This is a genomic window from Flectobacillus rivi (assembly GCF_030056655.1).
GTDB classification, from domain to species: Bacteria; Bacteroidota; Bacteroidia; order Cytophagales; family Spirosomataceae; genus Flectobacillus; species Flectobacillus rivi.
In genome coordinates, this window is the sequence record NZ_JASHIE010000013.1 from 206,357 (window position 1) to 227,803 (window position 21,447).

Below are 21,447 nucleotides of genomic sequence, written 5' to 3' on the forward strand. Positions count from 1 at the left end.
AAGCAGAGAATTGTATAAGCAGTATGAAAGACTAAATTAGTAGTGCCTTTTGATAGTATCCATCTGATTATGTGTTCAATCCAATAACAGATATACTATTAACCAATAACTTCTTGTTACTTAGCGAATTTTATCTCTAGAGAAGCCAATTCTCGAATCCATCTGGCTCGGCGTTTTTCTTTTGGGACAATCAATCTAAAAGTCCCTTCGTTGGGTGCAATTAAAATAGGTGAATCTGTAAACTCAGGGTCAAACTCGGTTAAGGCAAAAACCACTTCATAGCCATCAGAAGCCTTTGCAACGACGTATTTTGATAGACTTTCGCCTCGTAATTGATTTCCCAATGTAACGCCAGCGACTTTGAATAGCTCATAAACACCCACGGCGTTATAAGTTTTGCTTTGATCTTTGTCTTTTACTTCAAAATTAGAAGAAGGATATTTACTCAACGCTTGTGCATCGAGGTTGATTTCTTGCTGTACTTCTCCGAAAATTCTTAATTTTTGGGCAGAAATAGAGTAGGAGAGTAGTACTGAAAATAGGATAAATAATGATTTTTTCATGGATTTGGTGTTTTATGAGGATTCGCGAAAGCGGGATTTTGAATAAAGCTTGAATCGGTGAGTGTATGTAAAAAGGCAATAATATCTTGTTTTTCCTGAACCGTTAATGCAAGACTTTTTCCGTTCTTTTCGTTCGTATTATTTTTCAAAAAAGGGCTTAAATTCGGAACATTCTCGATATGTTCGTTATAATGATCGAGCACACTTTCCAGTGTTTTAAATCTGCCATCGTGCATATAAGGTGCTGTGAGGGCAATATTCCTCAAAGTTGGAACTCTGAACCTTGCCTTATCAATGGTGTTTTGAGTAGTTTCAAAACGCCCCAAATCTCTTTCATCAATGAGAAGTCCATTATTATGGAATAATTCGATATAGGTTTTGGCGCCCCCGTGGCACTGGACACAACCAGCGCCACGAGCGCCATTTTCAGGTTGAGGTAAGCTTGAAAATAGTTTTAATCCATTGGATTCATGAGAGTTAAGTGATGTTGTTCCTGCTAAATATTGATCATATTTGGCATTGGCTGAAATAAGGGTTCTTTCAAATTGAGCAATAGATTTTGTAATGAGTTCGGGTGTAATCTTTTTTGTATGAAAAACCTCTAAAAATAGTGCTGGATATAACCTAGTCTTTTCAAGTTTTTGACACGAGACAGCTAGACTTTGAGCCATTTCATCAGGATGCGTAAGTGGTCCCATGGCTTGTTCTTCCAAGCTTGATGATCTACCATCCCAAAACAATTGTCGAACCCAAAGCAAATTGGCGAGTGACATACTATTGCGTTTGGTGGTTTTTCCACTGACGCCAACGCTCAGAGTTTTTCCATCAGTAAAAGCTAAGGTTTGTTGATGACAACTGGCACATGAAATTTGGTTATTGGCAGATAAAAGTGGCTCATAGAACAGCATTCGTCCTAGGTAGACCACTTCTTTTTGCATTGGGTTATCGCTTGGAATAGAAAATCTATTTCCAAAGTTTTTGGGATATTCTAACAGATATTCGCCTCTCGGAATGAGCTCTGTCGAGACAAAAGCCATCAGTATTGTAAGTATCGAACTCGCAAGTACGAACCATTTAAGCTTTTTCATTCCATATTCGTTGTATTTGTACAAATATAGCGAATATGGAATGAAAATAGAAAAGTTAATGATTTGAATCATTGGTGAAGATTGTTTAAAATGTTATTTTTGTTAAAATTTCTATAAAAATATTGAGAGCACTCACAAGCATATTTCTATTGGTATTATTACTAAATTCTATTTTTAGTAAAAGTATTGCTTTGTTGATGGTTCATGAAACGCCTCAAATTGAACAGGAAGATCTTGTTTCTGAACAAATAGAAGTTGGTATGCCAATGATTTTGCCTTACACCTTTGACTTTCATAATAGGGTAGAAGGAAGAGCCTTGGTAGAGCACGATGGAAAGTTTTATAGTGTAGTGGAAAAAATCTATAGAAATGATAGTTTGATTACAGTATTACAATTGAATGAAAAAGCCACTCAAAAAATCAAACAAATTGCGCAAGAAGTTAAATTAGAAAGTGGACAAACACCAACTTCTGATCCTATCCAAAAAGCATTAGAACTCTGTAAAAACTTAGTAGTAGAATATTTACCTAACATTACCTTTTCTACTGTTTCCTTATCAAAAAGTACTTCCTTTATTTATACAAAAAAGACTTTTTATTATTCTACTTTGTATCATTTTTCCTACTATTTGAAGCTTCTCAAACCTCCGTGTTTTTAGTTATACTTATAATTAATTTGTATTTTTAATATTAAAATATCATTCATAATGATTTATAAATAATTTTGTTTTTAAATTCTATGAAATGATTTTGCAATAATGAAGATGTTTAAACTTTCGTAAAATTACTGGCGTAAGCAATGAATTTATACTGTTTGAGCGAAGCGAGTTTATAAATTCTTGAATTTTTTGCGGCCGCCGCTGCGGTTACTTTTTGTTTCAAGACAAAAAGTAAGAGGAAGAGTTAAGCCAAATAGCCTATTTTGATAAAAGTTTTAGCAGATTCATTTTTAATGTTTATTAAATACAAAATAATTAATATGAAATTTTATTTAATTCTCGACTCATAAATTGAGCCGAGAGTTATGCTTTTATCTAATAAGTGAACTATTACGTTTTGAAGAGAAGAAATGAATTTAAAATATTTTACAACTACATTATTTATATCATGTTGGGCTATAAAAACCAATGCTCAAACGACTGATTCTACTAAATCTAAAGAGTTACAAACTATTACAGTAGAAGGAAAAAGTCTTCACGAAGACATAGGTCGTCTTTCTGGAATTACGGGTACGTATATCATGGAAGGTAAGAAAAGCGAAGTCCTAAAAGTATCACAATTGAACGCCAGTATTACCGACAAAACAGGTCGTCAGATTTTTGCCAAAGTCCCTGGTGTATTTGTGTACGACATGGATGGAACGGGGAATCAGGTCAATATTTCGACGCGCGGACTAGACCCACACCGAGGTTGGGAATTCAATATTCGTAAAGATGGCGTTATTACCAATTCGGATATGTATGCCTATCCTGCAAGCCATTATAGTGTGCCCATGGAAAGCGTAGAACGTATTGAATTGGTTCGTGGAACGGGTGCGTTGCAATATGGAGCGCAGTTTGGCGGGATGCTCAACTATGTTAGTAAGCAAGCTAGTGGCCATAAAGCTATTGAATTAGAAGCTATTTCGACAGCAGGATCCTATAATCTTCTGAGCAATTATGTATCGTTGGGAGGAACGCTTAAAAAATGGAAATATTATACTTATTTTCTTCAAAAATCGCGAGACGGATATCGTGATTATGAGCACACCAACATGAATGCTCAGGGGGCTGTGGTACAGTTTGCACCAAACGAAAAATGGAATTTTCGTTTGGAATGGGCACGTTCCAGCTATTTATACCGTATTCCAGGGCCATTAACGGATGCCATGTTTGCAACTGATCCGACTCAGGCAACACGTAGTCGCAACTATTTTAGTCCTACAATTAATGTTCCGTCGTTTAGAGCAACTTACCGTTTGAGTGCTAATACCACTGTAGAGTTTACTTCTTCGGCAGTTATTGGAACTAGAAATAGCGTGATGTTTGATAAACTAGCGACCATTCAGGATACACTAAACCGTGCGACTCTACAATACGCTAATCGTCAGGTAGACATTGACCGTTTTAATAGTTTTACCAATGAGTTGCGTGTCTTGAGTCATTACAAAATAGGTCAAGTGGAAAGTAATTTGGCGAGTGGTGTTCAGGTAATGACCAACGATTTGCATCGTACGCAATTGGGCAAGGGGACAACTGGAGATGACTATGATTTAACTTTAGTTGACCCTGTTTGGGGAAGAGACCTGCATTTTGCTACCAATAACGTAGCTATTTATGCAGAAAATAGTTTTTATGTTCTGAAAAATCTGAAAGTGAATGCAGGGGCACGGGTTGAAATGGGAGAGAGCCGTATGAGTGGTACAATGACCTATTATCCAGAAAATAAAATTCCTGTATCTATCAAGCACCAATACCCTTTGTTGGGAGCAAGCTTTAGCTACAAGCCAAGTTTATTAGGTGAAGTATATGGAGGATTCTCGCAAATGTACAGACCAATGATTTTTAAAGACTTAGTACCAAGTTCTATTTATGAGAAAGTCGATCAAAATATCAAGGATGCCAAAGGATACAACCTCGAATTAGGTTACAGAGGACGCAAAGGCTTTTTGAAATGGGACGTTACAGGCTTTTTGTTGAGATACGATAATCGTTTTGGAACCTTAGGAATTACCGATGAAACAGGTACATTTATTACGTACCGTACCAATATCGGAAACTCTGAAACGAAAGGCTTAGAGATTTTTATTCAAGGAGATTGGAATTTGAGTAAAAAATCTTCTCTATCAATCTTTACTTCGACCTCACTGATGGATGGAAAATATGTTTCTGGGGAAGTCAAAACGGGTAATGCGAATATTTCTGTGGTAGGTAATAAAATTGAGAGTGTTCCTGCGGTAATTACACGCAATGGGCTTACTGTCAACATCGGTGCGATTAGTTCTACACTTTTGTATAGCTACACATCCGAAACTTATGCCGATGCGCTCAATACCCGTACCCCAAATGCAAGTGGTGCTATTGGCTTGGTTCCTTCGTATGGTATTCTTGATTTAAATGCAGCTTGGAGACTAAGCGACATGATTCAGTTGAAAATGAATATCAATAATATTACAAACGAGCATTATTTTACCAAAAGACCATTATTCTATCCTGGTCCAGGTATTTGGCCTTCAGACGGACGTAATATGCAACTGTCTTTGACGATTAAGATTTAGTGATTTGTGATTGAGTGGATGAGTGATTATTTTGGAATGTATTTCACCCGTAGAGACGCAATGTATTGTGCCTCTACGGGTAATCATCACATTTTCACCTTTCTCCACCACAGCAAAAATCCTGTAATTGACAATAGGGCGGGGCTGAGTCCTAGAATAACATAAAGTATTTTGAGTAAAATACCTCCGTAGTTTCCCACATGGAGCGGATAAAGCAGCGCTTCGATTTTGTCCCAAAATTCCATTTCTTCAAACCGTCCCATACTACTGAATTGGCCTGTTTGAGCATCAAACTTTATAAAATTGCCGCCTGCAAATAAGGCATTTTGCCCAGCGATATTTCCTCTAACATTAAATTTCTTTTCGGGTTGTGTTGGGAAATACACATAATTAGGGACTAAATCTGGCATTTTTAGTCGGGCTTCATGATACATCTTGTCGATTGAAACTTTTACAAGGGTATTCTCGGGAGCTAATTCCTTTTCTACCTTCCACTTTTCTGTTTCAAAAGCAAATAAATTCATCCAAAAGCCTGTAAAAAACACGACTATATTGAAAAGCAAAGCCCAAACGCCCACAATTCGATGTAAATCCGAGGAAATAGTACGCCAGTTTTTGGTTTTTATTTGCACTTTGAAAGTAAGTACTTTCCAAATAAATTTTCGGTAAACAATCAAGCCCGTAATAATCGAAATAAGCATACAAATCCCCATAATGGCTGTTATCGCTGCTCCTGGCATTCCTAAATGGAAAGAAAAATGAAATTGAAATAGCCAATCTATCAACCCTGTTACAAAAGTATCGCTTCGCCCTGTTCGGATGATTTTTCCTGTGTATTGGTTGATATTCAGTCCTCCCAAATCATAAGTCATCAATTTGGCATCGTTAAGATATAAACGAAACTTATACGATTCATCTGGCGAAGCCACAGGATTTATCCAAGACGCCCCATCTAATCGAGGATATTCTTTGACAATTACCTGATAAAGAGTATCTAAAGAAAGAGGTTTACCTGTAGGAACTACCTTTGTAGATTCATGATCCAGAAAGTGCTCTAGCTCGTCTTTGAAGACTAATAGTGAGCCACTTACGCCTAAGAGTAATAAGAAAATTCCAGTTACTAAGCCAAACCATTTGTGAACACTATAAATATTTCGATAAATACGCATGATTGTTGATGTCCATAAAAATCGGCTACCAGTCAACAGATAGCCGATAAATGAAAATTATTTAGTTTTAATAAAAATGGCAAGACCAAAAATACTTACCACCAGTACTCCAAAGGCTGCTAAAGTCATAACGCCATCTCTGATATCTTTTCCGAGGCTTTCTAAACCATTGTATTTGTGTAAGAAAGCAAATGAAAATCCTTCACGGCGGTCAGCATCGGTCACTTTGGCCGCCAATCGATTGGTGGCTGGCTCAATGTAAAAGGTCGTATTTTCGGAAGTATTATAGGCTAATTTTATAACAGGCAGCCTTTTATTAACAAAGCCGTATTCTCCTGCAAATTTATTAATGATTTTAGCTTCCTTTAAATCCGCATCGCTCAATGACATAGACGATTTGTTATCCATCATTTCACAGCATTCTTCACCACCTTTTGCCTCACGATTTGAGAATTGATTAGCAAGATATTCGGCATAGACTTTAAAACCATCTTTCAATGGTTTATGCTCCTTGACAGTGAGATATTCAAAGCTCGTTTCTTTGGTCTCCCAGTTCTTTTTGATGAGTTGCCAATAAATCTGTTCATTCATTTTTACCAAAGAGATATTACTGACGCCTTTTAAGTTCACTAATGAATCTTGGGCTATCGCTTTTGTCTGCATGATTGGTTCGCTTACGTATTTCAGTCTTTCATCGGGTGTAAATTTCCTTGTTGCATGATAGATTCCTGAAAAGGCGAAAGTAAAAGTGACAAAACTAGTCCAGAGTCCAATAGAACGGTGGTATTTTCTAAATATACTTACCTGATTTTCCTTTTTTGCTGGCTTAAATTTACCCCACATAAAGCCATAAATTACCAAACCACCTACAGCTGATGCAATAATAATTGTTAAAAAAATCATCATCACAATGATTCGAATGGTATTGTTACTAATAGCATTCAGAAAATCCCAGTTGTGGAAAATATCAAAGATTTTGATAAAAACTTTTCTTTTAGCATCGTTAAAAACGATAAAGCGACTTTGTTCTGTTTCTACATAAAGATCCATTTTGTCTGGTCTATCAAAGGATACTTTGTAGGCTGGTAAAATTCGGTTTACGTAAGGGTATTCTTCGGTAAACTCCGTTAGTTTTTCAATACTTTTTATTTTGCTTGTGGAGTCTGCCAACATAAAACGTGCAATCTGTTCTGCAAATAATATATCGCCATTTAGTAATGGTTTTCCGTCTATTGTATTGAAATATAGCGAGTTATCTTTGGTGTCCTTTACTTGATAATAACTTTTCTGATTAAACTTGACGAAACGAATATTTTTGAAAGAAGTAATTTGGTTTTGTGTGAGAGCTTGTCCAGCGGTTAGTTTTACCTCGTCTTGTTTAGTAGTTTCAGCTTTGTAAAATTCATTAGCAATTTTGGTTTTGAACCAATGAGACATAAACGGATGCATTACGCCTGAAGCTGTCCAAAATATAGTTGGAACCAGCGCTATGATTCCAATAATACGATGCCAACGGTACATATTGCGTTGAATCCATTTTTTGAACCCAGTCTTTTGACTTTTTGAGTTTTTATCCTCAAAATCTGAAGTTATTGATTGTGACATTTTTTCTTAGATTGAGAAAATGTTTGGTTACAAGTTTATCCGCTGTAACCAAACACTTTATGAATTATTTTCCGATAAAACTGTATTGAATTCCCATCACAAAAGTGCGTGGTGCAGCAGGAGTGAAGGTGGTACGGTCGGTAGAAGCGTTACCTCTTGTAGCATTGGTGGCATAAAGTGCATCAGTGGCATTCATGATGTTGGTGAATACCTCGAAGCCTTTCCAACGATAACCAACACGGAAGTTGACTAAATCATATCCACCGTAAGTCACAGTATTGATTTGGTTTTGATACCATTGTCCAACATGTTGCCATTCTAAAGCTGTTCTTAAGCCCTTAAACCACGTAGGATAGTAACTAACCTCGGTATTCCACATCCAACGGGGTGCCGAAGGCATATCCATTCCGTTTACATCTTTGATCGCATCTGTAGCTTTTTGGCTCAACGTAAATTCGATAAAGCGGTGCACCGAGTAAGTCCCACCACCTCTAATCGACAATTCTTTGTTAGGGCGATAGGTGATACCCAATTCTATGCCTTTATGTTCTGTTTTGCCTGCTGCCTGATAGTCTGTTGAATTATCAGGTTGACGAATACTCAACAATTCGTTACGACCGTCCATTTGGTAAATCGATGCGTCGACATATACTTTGTTTTTGAACAACGAAGCCCAACCACCGACTTCAGTGTTGGTGAATGTTGCAGGAATAAGGTTGTAGTAAAACAAATCGCCATTTGCAGCAGGAGTTGGTCTTTTGCGGAAAATGGCCGTCAAGCCAGAAGGAGCAAAGCCTTGCGAGTAGTTGAAATAAACACCTTTGCTGTTGCCAAGGTCGTAGGTCAAGCCTAACTTAGGCGTTACATTGGTATAGGTTTTGCCACCTCCGATACCCAATCCAGTAGTTTTATCAACATCCAAATTGTTCACATAGTCAAAAGACATATTGTCATAACGCAAACCTGCCGATACATGTAGTTTTTGGATTGGCTCAAAATCGTATTGTAGATAAGCTGCTGTATTATAGATTTTTGCGTTATAATCAGCAATTTTGATATCGGGACGTTCTTTAGTAATTGTATATTTTTCAACTGATTTTCCATCGGTTCTCAATTTGGCCGCCAAGTCGATTTGATATGACCAGTAATCATTAGGAGAGTAGTCGATGCTCGCTCCTACGATTAGTTTTGAATTAAGAAAATCAAATTTCTGAGTATGTTGAGTAATCAAGCCTAAGCTTCTAAAATTGCTAGAGTTGATTTCGCCTCTTGCGGTAGTAGCTCCTGAAGTCCAGCGAATACCATAGCTTGGATTTTGACCGTGTTCATTATCTCTTCCAAAAACGGTTATGTATGTTTGAGAACCTTTTGCCCAATCTTTTTCAAAAGTCAATCTAGTGCGTAGTGAGTACGCTTTACGATAGGTAAAATCTGTCGTACTAACATATTGTCGATTATAGAATGCTACACTATCGACACTACCGCTCGTTTGCGAATTATATTTTGCATAAGAAAGGGTATAAATCAAGCGTGAAGTAGGATTGATTTGGTATTCTAAACGAGCGTATTGTGCATTTTTGGTATAATCAGAGCTTGCCATCCAAGAGTTAGTTTGGTCTGATACCAATCCTCCTATGTACACACCCAACTTGCCAATTGTTGCGCCAGCACCGTATTGCACACGTCGGAATCCCCATTGGTCAAACTGAACGCCAGCACGTGCGGTTGGTACTGCTGTAGGTCTTTGAGAGATAAAATTTACAGCTCCACCAACAGCCTCTGGTCCGTAAATAGAAGATACAGGGCCTTTTACGACTTCGATTGAACTTACTGTAAACTGGTTCATTTCCAACAGTGAGTTATGATTAAAGACACCCATTGGACGAATCGGAACACCATCCTCCATATACAAATAATAGGCGTTGGTGGTCATAGGTTGGCGTATCGACATAGAGTGTTGTTCGTTGCCTAGGTTTACCATTAAAACCCCAGGAGTTTTGTTCACCACTTCATAAATCGCCGTAGGTTTTGCTTCCTCTATTTGCTTTGGGGTTAATTTGCTAATGGCAATAGGGGCTTCGGTTCGTAAACTTGCCTCACGGTTTGCAGTAACTATAACTTGTTGTAAATCATGGATTTCTTGTTCTAGCGAAATTGATATAGTCTTTTGATTAGCCGTGGAAATCGTTGTTTTTTTATAACCAACAAAAGATACAGTTACACTAGCTGGACTACTTTTTAAACTAAACTGACCTTGTTGATTAGTAACTGTGCCAGCACCATTTGCTTCGATATTAGCACCGATTAAAGGTTCATGAGTAACGCTGTCAAAAACTTTCCCTGTGATTTGGGCATTAGTGATGAATGCGATTGCGCTGAATAGCATAACCGACAGGATACGTAAAAAATACATAATAATGTTTTAACTTTAAAATTGGAAAAAAGTACTAAAGGCATACTCGTGCCTATTTGCTGGTTTTTCAGCAAATGCAACGAAATGTCTTAGTATGAAAATGGAAAGTTGAATCAGGTAGGATTTTATCTTACCTGATTTTTATTTGGAAAGATCAATAGTCGACTGATATGTTTTTTGAAAACAAAAACATATATTTTGGACTAACCCAAGAGGTTAACCACAACATAGACAATTGCCATGCAGTACTACCAAAAATCCAATAAAATGAGGAATTAAGCCACAGTCGGTGGTTTGAGGAGAAAATTGAAATAGATAGAAGTGTAATTATTGCTGTAGATAGGAAAAGAGTGTTTCTTTTTTATCTCAATAATGTCATTTGTGAGTACTAAATTATGATTAATTGTAGGTACAATACATGGAATTTCAAGGAGAATTCTGGCAAAAGCCATTCCTTTTTCTGAAGTCTCTTTTTGGTCAGCAGCTGCCACACGTTTAGCCAAATAACATTTACCATCACAGTGCAAGTCGGGTCTAAAACGATTCTCACAAAGATTTTTGATAATGTAGTCTTTACGAAGATTGTAATCAACATACACCAATGGTACTGCCATCATCCTGATAAACAGGAGAATAGCAAGAAGCAAAGCCGCTATGTTGTATTGTTTCTTCAAAATTTTGGTCTAAATTTTCTGGACAAAGATAATCCAGCTTTTTTAATCTAGCAAATAGATATACTGATATATCTGGGAAGAAACCCTGATTCTTATTAGTTATGTTCAATATTTTTATTCGAATTTTGTACTTTATTAATATTTATAAATGCTCAAATTATGCTTTATTCCTTTCTTTTGGCTTTTCATTCGTTTTGGAGATGGGTGGTGCTAGTAACTTTAATAGCTAGTGTTTTTCGTACTTATATTGGAAAAAAAGACAAACTAGTTTTTTCGAGAAAAGATGATCAACTTCGGCTATTAACAGTAATCTCAGCACATATTCAACTCACGATCGGCGTAGTTTTGTATGCCGTAAGCCCGATTGTAAGTTATTTCTGGAATAATTTTGGAAAGGCAGTGCATGAGCGACAAATTCGCTTTTTTGGAATAGAACACATTACAGTCATGATTTCGGCTGTAATTATACTAACAATTGGTTCGTCAAAAGTCAAGAAGCAAGACGGAGATTATAGAAAACATAGTACTATGTTCTTTTGGTTTGGTATCGCACTTTTATTGATTCTAAGTTCGATACCTTGGTCATTTTCACCGCTGACGAGCCGACCAAATTTTCGAGATTTTTCGTGGTAGGAGATAGAATCGATAAGGCAAAACTAGCATCAGTATTATTTGAATACTAAAAATTGCGAGATTATCCGATAATCTCGCAATTTTTAGTATTTTTGTTTATAGAAAAAAAGAAAAGCTGCGTAGCAACATTACATTCGTATTTTTTCTATTCTTGAAAAATGATTGAATCGCCTCCTACATATCGAACCAATCCTGAAACCATTGCTTTGATGGAAGCATATTGGCAGGATGGGACTTTACGAAAAATTCAAGACGATTATCTGTATTGGGATAAAATTAAATATCGTGACAGATATCATAGTCCTCAGGCATTATGGGCAGCGGTAAAATTGCATAGAAACCTCAGAAGTACGACAGTCCAATTTGGAAAGTATCGTTTTAAGTATGTGATTACAGATTACATGCAAAGAACGCTACATCAATTTGATATGCATTTGGGAGGCAATTTGGGGAGTAATATCGGTATTGCAGAGACTGACAAAACCAAATTTGTGATTAGTTCAATCATGGAGGAAGCTATATCGAGTAGCCAAATGGAAGGTGCAAGTACAACGCGCAAGCGTGCTAAAGAGATGATTCAACAAGAAAGGCGCCCTCAGAATAAATCAGAGCAAATGATTATGAACAATTTCATTACAATGAAACATATTGTTCAGGCAAAAAATGAGGAACTTACGCCAGCCAAAATGCTTGCTATTCATCAGCTTGTGGCAAATAAAACGCTCGAAGATAGACTAGAAGAGGGGCAATTTCGTGAAAATGACGAAATTCATGTGGTAAATCATTTTGCCAGTGAAGTTGTGCATACGCCCCCGCCTCACGCCGAATTAGAAGTACTAATACAAGCTTTGTGCGATTTTTTTAATAACGATGGTGAAGATTTTATTCATCCAATTATTAAAGGTTGTATTATTCATTTTATGGTGGGTTGGATACACCCTTTTAGCGACGGCAATGGTCGAACGGCTCGTGCTTTGTTTTATTGGTATATGCTTAAAAAGGGTTATTGGCTAACGGAATACCTCTCTATTTCTAGAATTATTAAAGATTCAAAAGCGCAGTATGAAAAAGCCTATTTATATACTGAAATAGACGAAAATGATTTGAGCTATTTTATCACCTATCATTTCAAAACAATGGAAAAAGCCTATGCTGCTTTGAAAGAATATATAAACAGAAAACAAAAAGAGGTTTTCCAAGCAGCTAAGTTTATGAAAATACCTTCGGTAAACGACCGTATGGCACAAATTCTAAAATTGGTTTATGATGATGCCGACCGAATTATGACAATCAAAGAGATTGAAAGTAGATTCAGTGTTTCTGATTTTACTGCTCGTACAGATTTAAAAGCTTTAGTCGATTTGGGCTTTTTGGAGGTCATACAAGTCAATAAAAAGAAACAGCATTTTGTTCGTGCCGAAAGTTTTAAACAAATGCTTGGTCGCTACAGGATTTAAGTTGTCAGGCATTAGGCAATTAGTTTTGAAATATTCTTTAATAATCAAAGATATGCTTCTGCCGAATGCCTATAGAAATAAAGGTGTTTTTATGAAATTAAAAGACCTTTTGCCTAATGCCTACAACAATTACCCTAAAAAACTAACTTCCTTTTGACATTCGTGATACTTTCTTTACCCAAAGCCATTGGTTTCAAATAGAAAGAGTAGGTATAATCCTTTGCAGGAATCTGATGCTGTTCCAGCGGAGCAGCGACGTCACTCCACGAATCGTTGCCTCCTACACCCATTTGCACAAGGTCGATGTTGAGCGTAATATAGCCTGCATCCTGCAATTTGTAGGTATGTTTAGCTGCTTGAATATTGGCTTCAGTGAACGGCCAAGCACTCATACTCAACAGGCTATCGGCAGCGACCAACAGACCTGTTTGTTGCTTATTTCCCAAAAACATCCATCTTACATCGGTACGATTGCCATTTTCTTGTGGCACTACATAATTTTCCATGAACTCCTGAATAGGTTGAGAATAGATACCCACATCCATTCCTTGACGCTTATCAGTATAGTTTTCCATAGGACCACGACCAAACCAAGTAATTTGCTCAAACTCACGACGAACCCCCATCTGCATACCAACTTTTGGTAGATTTGGTAATTTGTAACGAGGAGTGAAGTGATATGTTACTTTTATAACACCTTGTGCGTTAATGAGATATTGAATGTTGACACTCGCACTATCTCCCACAAGACTGTAGTTTGTTGTGACCAAAACGCCTTTATCCGACTTTTCAGTTTTTAGGTCTTTTACCTTCAATTGGACGTTATACCATTCTTTCATTTTACGCTGAGGTTTCCAACCACGACGGTCATTGTCAGTCAATGGACGAGAAAAATGGGGGAGGAGTGGGGCGAAAATTTGCTCTTTCCCATTGAGCAAATAGGAATTTAAGGCACCAGATTCTTTTGAGAAACTGATTTTATAGCTCTTATCTGAAACAATTATTTGTTGGGAATTCTCTTCTATTTTGAGATTGGCTTTTGAGTTGCTCGAAGCAATATTTTTTGTAGTAGCTTTGATTTCTAGTTGATTACTAGCTACTACAAAACCCTTAGTAGCCCAAGGCAAGGTTTCTGGCAACAAGAATGAAATCTGAATATGATATTCTGCCTCAGGTTTTAAGGATGGCAAATACGGAGCGATATTCATTTGAGAAGAACTACCTGCTTCTAGATTTAACTTTGGCAATGCCACTGTTTTTACTAAATAACCATCTTCAAAAACTTGTAGCTGCATATCATAATAGGACGCATTTCGACTGGCGTGTCGATTAAGAATATGAATTTGCTTTTCCTTCAAATTACGCCAAGTTACTTCTATTCCCTGAAAAACTCTTTTTGCCTCAAACATGGCAGATTTGGGGCTTCCATCGGCATTTACTACACCTTTTATCGTAAAATTATCGAAATATTTTTCTCCAAAATCTCCACCATAAGCATAATACGGTTTACCTAAAGAATCAGTTTTTACTAGTCCTTGGTCTTTAAATTCCCAAATACAGCCACCAATCACACGAGGGGTTTTACGGAATACATCCCAAAATTCCTGTAAATTACCAGCACTATTTCCCATCGCATGTGCATACTCACAAAAGAAAATTGGTCGTGTATCGCCGTTAGGTTGATTTGCCAAAAGTTCTGGTGTGTAGATGCCTGGGTACATTCGACTGACCATATCTACATAATACTGGTCGAGAGGGTTTTGAGTTCGATGCGAATGATCGTTGGGTTTGAGGTAACGTGGGTCTTTCGGATCCATATACCCATCCAATTTGGGACTTCCCATAGATGGCTCATAGTGCACAGGGCGAGTAATATCAAAATCATGCAACCAAGCAGCCATCGCTGCATGATTGGGACCACGACCTGCTTCGTTTCCTAAACTCCAGAAAATAATAGAAGGGTGGTTTTTGTCGCGCATTGCCATGCGATTACCTCTCTCTAGATACGCACCAGTCCAAGCAGGGTCATTGCTGAGTTTACCACCCAACCCATGTGTTTCTAGATTGGCTTCGTCAATCACAAAAATGCCATATTCGTCACAAAGTTCATACAGATACGGGTCGCTAGGGTAGTGACTAGCACGAATACAATTGAAATTAAATTTCTTAATAGTCTGAACATCAGCTAGTATGTCTTCTCTTGATAGGGCTTTCCCTTTCGTAGGATGGTGGTCTGGTCGGTTTACACCATATAAATAGGTTTCACGACCATTGATTAATAATTTGCTATTTTTAGGAGAAAAATCAATTGAGCGAAACCCTACTTTACAGCTTTTTGCCTCCAAAGTCGCACCTGTACTATCCTCCAGTGACATCACTAAAGTATAAAGATAGGGATCTTCGTCACTCCAAAGATGAGGTTGGTTTACTTTACTTTCCAAAATCCCAAATTTGGCATTGTCCAAACGTGGATATACTTCATTGACAATACTTTCGACAGTACAAGAAAGCGGATCTGTCCAGACTGGTGCATTCTTTTTATCATAAAGTTGTGCTTTGATAAGCGTCTTTTTCGAAATAGGTTTTCCTGTAAAATTATCAATACGAGGACGAAGACTAAAAAGAGCTTCTTTGGAGTCTTTCCCTAATTTGGTTTGATAAAAGAAATCGGCAATACGAAGGCATGGTTCGGCGTGTAAAAAAACTTCACGATGAATGCCACTCATACGCCATTGGTCTTGATCTTCCAAAAAAGAGCCATCGCCCCAGCGTATTACCCAAACGGAAAGAATATTTTCCCCTTCTTTCAAGTAGGGAGTAATGTTGAACTCCGAAGAGAGAAATGAATCTTCGGCATATCCTACAAACTTGCCATTGAGCCAAACCTTATAAGCCGAACTTACTCCTCCAAAATGTAGATTGATCGTTTGTCCCTTCCAAGAAGCAGGAACAGTAAAACTTCGCTGGTAACAGCCTACACCATTATAGTCTTTGGGTACAAAAGGTGGGTTGACAGGACGAAATGGATATACGGCACTTTTATAAATAGGTTTGTCATAACCCTGCATTTCCCAAGAAGAAGGTACTGGTATTTTTTTCCAACCTTGCACTTTTTGTTGATAGAAATCCTGAGGCTCGTCGCCAGGTTTTAGAGCAAATGCAAAGTCCCAATCACCATTGAGCGACATATAACGCCCACTTTGCTCTCGAGGTTTTTGGATTGCATCGTCGACCGTAGCATACGAGTAAGCAGTGGCACGTGAGGGCTCTCGATTAATGCCATTTATCAGAGGGTCTTCGTAAGGTTGGGCTTGGTAAACACTAGGAACAACTGGTACAGGAGCAGGAGTTTTATCAACTAGTTGAGCCAAAGAGGTAAATGGTACAAAAGCTAATACCAGCCGAGAAAAGGTAAGATATTTCATGAAAATACAATTAGATTCAAGACTAACAATCTTTCCGATGTCTTTGTCGCGAACTAATTTGATACAGAAACATTGGAAGAAAGCCAAAATTAATTCTAATACTCCTTTAAAAAATTCTATATTTTTACAAGAGATTGTATGATGTTATCAGAGTTTATGAACTTTCATGAAAGAATTAAATGGTAAAGCAGCAAAGTAATACACAAATTGTAACGATAATATTAAAACTGTTGAAACTTTAGAAAATTTTCTGTCGAAAATCATTTTTAAAGTACGTAATATATTCTATTTTGCTTTAGTAGAAAGAAAATTTGCCTGAGTGTATTCAATAATAAATTACCAACCTCAATTCCAGTGAGGTTGAATCGTATTGTTTATACTAAAATCAACATAGCATGTTGGATATTATAAAGCATATTTCAAAACCCTACCTTCTTTTCAAAGTTGAGCAAAATAACTTTGTGGTTGTAGAGCTAAACATAGCTTATTTGAACTACACAGGAGGATTAACCGAAATACAAATTCGTCAACAGAATTTTGAGGAATTACAGCCTCTTTTTTCTCAAAACGAGATGTATTTCAATGAAACTTTATACTCTTTGAAAGAGGCAGTCTCTACTAAGGCTACCCATAGTGTGTATATAAGTTTGAATAATACTGAGGTCGAAATTCAAAATAGTTACTTTGAAGAAAATCACACCCAGTACATATTACATATTATCACTATTGCCGAGAAAAGCAGTATTTATCTTCCTGAGCTTTTTGAGACAGTGGTGGCACATACCACCGATACTATTCTTATTTTGGATACATTTAAAGAGGGCTGTGATGATCCCAAAATTTTATTTGCCAATAAAGCATTTTGTAATCTTTCGGGATATACCTTGAGTGAAGTTTTGGGGAATAACCCATTGATGTTTATTGGGTTAGAAACGGATTTGGAAGAGATAAGCCGTTTGCGGACATCATTAAAGAATGACCATCCTATACAGCTTTCACTTTTAAGTTATAAAAAATCTGGTGAAAAGTTTTGGTTAAATATTTCTGTCACACCGATTTATGATAAATCAGGAAATTTGCTTCAATGGCTGTCGCTTGGTCGTGATATTACTATTTACAAAAATGAAGAGCTGAGAAAAGCCTTTAAAGAAAAAGTTAGATCGTTGTTTAGGCAACCCCAAAATCTAAATTTTATTCTTTCTGAACTCAGTCTTTTGATTACCCATGGATTAGGCTTGAAAAATGTTGAGATATGGCTCAATAGTTTTACCCATGACATGATACGCTTTGGGAGTCAACAAAACTATATATTCCCCGATGCCAAAGCAGGTGCAGATTTTGCTATGAAAGCATTTGCCTCAAAGGAAGAAACGTGCGAAACCTTTGAACTACCTGATACAAAAGTCATAGGTATTGTGATGCAAACTCCTAAAGGACTTTGGGGAGTGCTAACTTTAGGAATGCCCAAAGGCTTAGTTTCAGAATTTGAGTTAGATTGGTTCAAAAAGCTAGGGGAGCTTTTGATTAATGAAATAGAGCGGAAGCAGGTTGAAGAAGAATTGAAACAAATATTCGACTTTGCCCCTGATATGATTTGTATATTGGGCTTGGATGGTTTTTTCAAGAGAGTTAATCCTGCATTTTGCGAATTGTTAGGTTATACAGAGCAAGAGCTATTGAGCAAAAAATTCTATGAATTTATCTTTCAAGGAGACCAGAATCCCACGCTTGAAGCTTTTAAGTCAGAAAAGGATTTCTCGAAAGTGTACTCTTTTGAAAATCGATATTTGACTAAATCTGGTCAAATTTTGAATATCGCTTGGCGTTCGTCAATACGGATGGATGGAAGGCATTTGTTAGCCATCGGAAGAGATATTACTGAGGAACGAAAGCTCCAGCAATTGTTGAGAAAAACTAGTCTGATGTCGAAAATAGTAAGCTGGGAGATTAACTTACAATCTCAAAACATATTTGTATCAGATACGATTCATGATGTGTTTGGCTATTCTCAAGATGATTTTAAACTGACCACACTCAACAAACTCGTTGAAGTTTATCAAGAGGGGGAACATCGAGAACGCGCCTTTTTCTGTATCGACAGAGCTATACAGACTGGACAACCATGGGACGGAGAATTTATTATAATATTACCAAATGGTACCGAGCGTTGGGCTAGAATTATTGGCGAAACCGACTTTGTCAACGGTAAATGCGAGCGCCTTTACGGAAGTATTCAAGATATAAATCATTCAAAAATCAACGAATTAGCTCTCCAAGAGGTGATTATTCAAAAAAATGATATTCTCGAAACAACAGGGGATACCTTTTTGATGCTCAACCAAGAGTGGGTTGTGACTTATTGGAATGCCCAAGCAAACAAGTTGACAGGTATCTCAAAAGAGCAAATCGTAGGTAAGGTAATATGGGATGTTTTCGCTGGAAGTATTGAAACAGATATTTTTAGCAACCTGGAATATTCTCGTAAAAATATGGTACCTGTGACCTTTGAGTCTTTCTATGCACCTATCAACAAATGGGTGGAGATTCGTTGTTTTCCTACCGAAGACATTATGAGCGTATATGCCCGTGATATCACAGAGCAAAAAAATGTTCATCAACGCATTAACGAAGAGCGCAACTTACTACGTACACTAATCGATAATTTGCCCGAGACGGTTTATTTTAAAGATACGAAAGCTCGAAAAGTTATTAGCAATCGCGTAGACTATTTGTTTTTGGGAGCAGAAAATGAACAAGAGGTTTTGGGGAAAACAGATTTGGAACTGTTTGGTAACGAGCTAGGTAAAATCGGATATGACCATGATTTACATATTCTTCAAACAGGCGAATCATTGTTTAATTATGGACAATTGCACCAAACCCCAGAGAAACCCGATTTGTGGTTAGAGTCGACCAAAGTGCCCGTTAAGAATGAAAAAGGTGATATTATGGGTGTCTTAGGGATTGGGCGCGATATTACGATTCAAAAACAACAAGAATTAGAACTAAAAAAACTTAATCTTGAGCTAGAAGAATATATCAAACAGTTGGAAGTGTCTAATACTGAATTAGAACAATTTGCGTATGTGGCTTCGCACGATTTGCAGGAGCCGCTCCGAATGATTACCAATTTTCTTTCTCAGATTGAGCATAAATACGAGGCGATTCTCGACGAGCGAGGAAAGCAATACATTTGGTATGCCATAGACGGCGCTAAGCGTATGCGACAGATTATTTTAGATTTGCTGGATTTTTCGAGGGTTGGTCGAATAGAAGAAAAAAAACAGTTGGTCGACATCAATGAAGTGCTGAACCATACTTTAAGTATACTCCATCATGAGATTATACATAATGAAGCACAGATTACGATTGGTTTTATGCCCGTTATTTTTTCGAGTAAACTTCGCATCGAACAAATCTTTCAGAATTTGATTAGCAATGCGCTCAAATACCGAAAACCCGATATCAATCCTGTCATAGAAATAGAAGCCAGCGAAACGCTTACTCATTGGATTTTTTCGGTAAAAGATAATGGCATAGGTATTGAAGAAGAATATTTTCAGACCATTTTTATCATATTTCAACGTCTACACACCCGTGAAGAATACCCTGGCACAGGCATTGGTTTGGCTATTGTCAAAAAAATCGTTGAAATGCTGGGCGGAAAAGTCTGGGTAGAATCAATCGAACACTACGGAAGTACATTTTACTTTTCAATAAAAAAATAACCCGCACACGATACTATGAAAAAAGGACACATCCTATTAGTTGAAGATAATGAAGGAGATATTCTTCTTACTAAAGAAGCCTTTGAGCATTCATCCCTCGTCAATAAATTGAGCGTTGTTCGAAACGGAAAAGAAGCGATGGATTTTTTAACAAAAAAAGGAAAATATGCTCATGAAGTTCTACCAGATTTTGTGCTATTGGATGTAAATATTCCTAAAAAAAATGGACATGAAGTATTACGATTTATCAAAAATACTGAACATATTAAGCATATTCCTGTCGTGATGTTTACGACTTCGTCGACGCCCAAAGATGTTAGTATGGCTTACGAAAACCATGCTAACTGCTATATTACTAAGCCCGTAGATGTAAAATCGTTTCAAATAGCTGTAAACCAAATTGAGAATTTTTGGCTATCCTTAGTCCAATTACCGCCAAGTTATCATGCATAGAGACCAATTTCCCTACAAAGTACTTATCATTGAAGATAATATGGGAGATTTTATCCTCATCAAGGATTATCTCCACGATATGATGCGTGAGCCGCAAATCACACATTGTCAAACTTTCAGACAGGCACAAGTAGTTTTGCAAAAGCCTGAAGAAAAGTTTGATATGATTCTGCTCGATTTGTATTTGCCCGATAAAAGTGGTCAATCGTTAATTGATGCTGTTTTATTGATCTCCAAAGATTCTCCAGTAATCATCTTATCAGGTAATTCTGATTTAGCATTTAGTGTAAAATCAATCGCTTCGGGCGTTGATGATTATCTCATAAAAGACGATTTACGTCCTACCACCCTATATAAAAGTATCATTTATTGTATTGAGCGTCGTAAAAAGCGCCAAGAATTACTCGATTCAGAACAGCGCTACAACGAGCTTTTTGACTTTAGTCCGCAACCCATGTGGGTTTTTGATTTAGAAACGCTCGATTTTATGGATGTCAATCTAGCCGCTATCAAACATTATGGCTATAATCGTTCAGAATTTTTGTCAATGAAAATATCAGATATTCGCCCTTCAGAAGAGATACCTGCTTTGATGGCAGAAGTACAAGAAACACGAAGTATAAATCCGTATTTTGCAGTTGGAGTATTTAAGCATCTCAAAAAAAATGGAGAAATCATTTTAGTTGAAATCCGAGCTAACCCAATTAATTATAAAGGTCGAAAAGCACGGGTAGTATTAGCCAACGATATTACCGAAAAAGTTAAGTACATCGAGTCTATCGAGTTACAGAATAGAAATCTTAGCGAGATAGCATGGATTCAGTCACATTTGGTACGAGCACCCTTAGCACGAATCATGGGAATTATCCAGATGTTTGAACACAATAAATTGATGCCAGAAATCGAAAAGCGTATGTTTTTTGAACATATCATTACTTCTGCACATGAGCTTGATGAATTAATCATGGAAATAAGTCAGAAGG

Annotated in this window: 14 protein-coding genes; 7 read left to right on the forward strand and 7 right to left on the reverse strand. The window is 37.1% G+C overall.

The genetic code is table 11. The annotated features are described in order from the left end of the window. Positions 1–116: 116 nt before the first annotated feature. Positions 117–563 (reverse strand): molybdopterin-binding protein, encoded by a 447-nt coding sequence (locus QM481_RS18545; protein WP_283382843.1) that lies wholly within the window; start codon positions 561–563, stop codon positions 117–119. Then, the gene (locus QM481_RS18550; RefSeq protein WP_283382844.1) at positions 560–1,723 is read right to left on the reverse strand and encodes a cytochrome-c peroxidase; all 1,164 of its coding nucleotides are present in this window, start codon (positions 1,721–1,723) and stop codon (positions 560–562) included. The genes QM481_RS18545 and QM481_RS18550 overlap by 4 nt, the downstream gene beginning before the upstream one ends. 77 nt (positions 1,724–1,800) lie before the next feature. On the opposite strand from QM481_RS18550, the gene QM481_RS18555 reads away from it, so the two are divergent. After that, positions 1,801–2,310, forward strand: coding sequence for a hypothetical protein (locus tag QM481_RS18555; protein ID WP_283382845.1), 510 nt, complete (start codon positions 1,801–1,803; stop codon positions 2,308–2,310). A gap of 410 nt (positions 2,311–2,720) precedes the next feature. Further along, entirely contained in the window at positions 2,721–4,907 is a 2,187-nt protein-coding gene (locus QM481_RS18560) for a TonB-dependent receptor family protein (RefSeq protein WP_283382846.1), read from the forward strand. A gap of 86 nt (positions 4,908–4,993) precedes the next feature. Here the strand turns inward: QM481_RS18560 and QM481_RS18565 are convergent, their stop codons facing one another. From QM481_RS18565 to QM481_RS18580, 4 genes are all read right to left on the reverse strand, one after another. Then, positions 4,994–6,076: a PepSY-associated TM helix domain-containing protein gene (locus QM481_RS18565; protein WP_283382847.1), complete on the reverse strand. Its 1,083-nt coding sequence runs from the start codon at positions 6,074–6,076 to the stop codon at positions 4,994–4,996. Between the two features lie 57 nt (positions 6,077–6,133). Further along, positions 6,134–7,681, reverse strand: a complete 1,548-nt coding sequence (locus QM481_RS18570) for a PepSY domain-containing protein (RefSeq protein WP_283382848.1) — start codon at positions 7,679–7,681, stop codon at positions 6,134–6,136. 64 nt (positions 7,682–7,745) lie between these two features. Beyond that, positions 7,746–10,094 (reverse strand): TonB-dependent receptor, encoded by a 2,349-nt coding sequence (locus tag QM481_RS18575; protein ID WP_283382849.1) that lies wholly within the window; start codon positions 10,092–10,094, stop codon positions 7,746–7,748. A gap of 275 nt (positions 10,095–10,369) precedes the next feature. Then, positions 10,370–10,768 carry a hypothetical protein gene (locus tag QM481_RS18580; RefSeq protein WP_283382850.1) on the reverse strand — a complete coding sequence of 133 codons (399 nt, stop codon included), beginning with the start codon at positions 10,766–10,768 and terminating at the stop codon, positions 10,370–10,372. A gap of 159 nt (positions 10,769–10,927) precedes the next feature. Between QM481_RS18580 and QM481_RS18585 the strand changes: the two genes are divergently transcribed. After that, entirely contained in the window at positions 10,928–11,401 is a 474-nt protein-coding gene (locus tag QM481_RS18585; RefSeq protein WP_283382851.1) for a hypothetical protein, read from the forward strand. A 158-nt stretch (positions 11,402–11,559) separates the two neighbouring features. After that, the gene (locus QM481_RS18590) at positions 11,560–12,858 is read left to right on the forward strand and encodes a Fic family protein (protein ID WP_283382852.1); all 1,299 of its coding nucleotides are present in this window, start codon (positions 11,560–11,562) and stop codon (positions 12,856–12,858) included. A gap of 134 nt (positions 12,859–12,992) precedes the next feature. On the opposite strand, the gene QM481_RS18595 is transcribed toward QM481_RS18590, so the two are convergent. Next, positions 12,993–16,283, reverse strand: coding sequence for a glycoside hydrolase family 2 TIM barrel-domain containing protein (locus QM481_RS18595; protein WP_283382853.1), 3,291 nt, complete (start codon positions 16,281–16,283; stop codon positions 12,993–12,995). Positions 16,284–16,678: 395 nt separating this feature from the next. On the opposite strand from QM481_RS18595, the gene QM481_RS18600 reads away from it, so the two are divergent. The 3 genes from QM481_RS18600 to QM481_RS18610 form a co-directional block, all read left to right on the forward strand. Next, the gene (locus QM481_RS18600) at positions 16,679–20,011 is read left to right on the forward strand and encodes a PAS domain S-box protein (RefSeq protein ID WP_283382854.1); all 3,333 of its coding nucleotides are present in this window, start codon (positions 16,679–16,681) and stop codon (positions 20,009–20,011) included. A 15-nt stretch (positions 20,012–20,026) separates the two neighbouring features. Beyond that, positions 20,027–20,464, forward strand: a complete 438-nt coding sequence (locus QM481_RS18605) for a response regulator (RefSeq protein WP_283382855.1) — start codon at positions 20,027–20,029, stop codon at positions 20,462–20,464. Then, the coding region (locus QM481_RS18610; protein ID WP_283382856.1) for a PAS domain S-box protein at positions 20,457–21,447 on the forward strand (991 nt) is incomplete at its 3' end. The genes QM481_RS18605 and QM481_RS18610, both read left to right, overlap by 8 nt.